Annotated in this window: 1 protein-coding gene; it reads right to left on the bottom strand. The window is 53.0% G+C overall.

From position 1 onward, the window contains the following. Positions 1-109: 109 nt before the first annotated feature. Positions 110-394, bottom strand: a complete 285-nt coding sequence (locus tag CSE6_RS25950) for a hypothetical protein (protein WP_059441897.1) — start codon at positions 392-394, stop codon at positions 110-112. Between the last annotated feature and the right edge of the window lie 347 nt (positions 395-741).

The raw sequence follows: 741 nt of genomic DNA, 5'->3' as shown, positions 1-741 counted from the left end.
GCTAGCCCCCAGGTTTACGACTTTGTTTGCCAGTTTACGACTTTAATGGCCCAGAACATGTGTGTGGTACTTCGGTACAAATGAGAGAGCCATGCCGTGCTTTCCTAGATCAAACAGTAATGCCTTTGGCCTGCCCACAAATGCGTCGGTACTCAGATGCAGTCCATCTGCTGATCACAACTCGCAACGAGTCGCCAATGCGCGCCCGTGAGTTCACGATGCTCATGAACTGATCTTCAACACCTGATTCTTTTGCCACATTAAAGTAACGGTAGAAGGCCTGCTCGCGCCGTGATTTCAGATACATGGAGAGGGCTATCCCTGCAATCTGAAATGCCGCAGCAATGCCCACGATGACCGCGAAAATTTGTATTCCAGTCGGCGTTGTCTGCATGTGCTTTCCTCGATTACTGAGCTTGCCGACGAAGAACTTGCGCGGGCAGAAACTTCTTTGGTAGAGGCGGGAATGGCTCTCCAGTCACAGCATCACGGGTCATTCCGAGCATGACGACCTTGCCACGCTTTCCCCTTGCAACTGCCTGGGTCACAACGTACTTGACAGCGCCCAATCTGGGCCGAAGGTAGTTCAGGTGCATTGACTTCAGCGGCTCCTGCCCTATCAGATATTGGTACTCATCCACGATCAGAGGGGCAGCAGCGCATTGCTTCTCCGTGGGGCGTGTCTGTCCTTTTCGGCTAGAGTGTTAATTTCCACGCAAAACTGACCCGGCGGGGATGCGG

This window comes from Comamonas sp. E6, assembly GCF_001010305.1.
GTDB classification, from domain to species: Bacteria; Pseudomonadota; Gammaproteobacteria; order Burkholderiales; family Burkholderiaceae_C; genus Comamonas; species Comamonas thiooxydans.
This window is presented reverse-complemented; position numbering and strand designations above follow the sequence as displayed.

Coding starts and splice junctions, on each gene's coding strand:
- CSE6_RS25950 (WP_059441897.1), bottom strand. CDS start 394: ATGCAGACAACGCCGACTGGAATACAAATTTTCGCGGTCATCGTGGGC.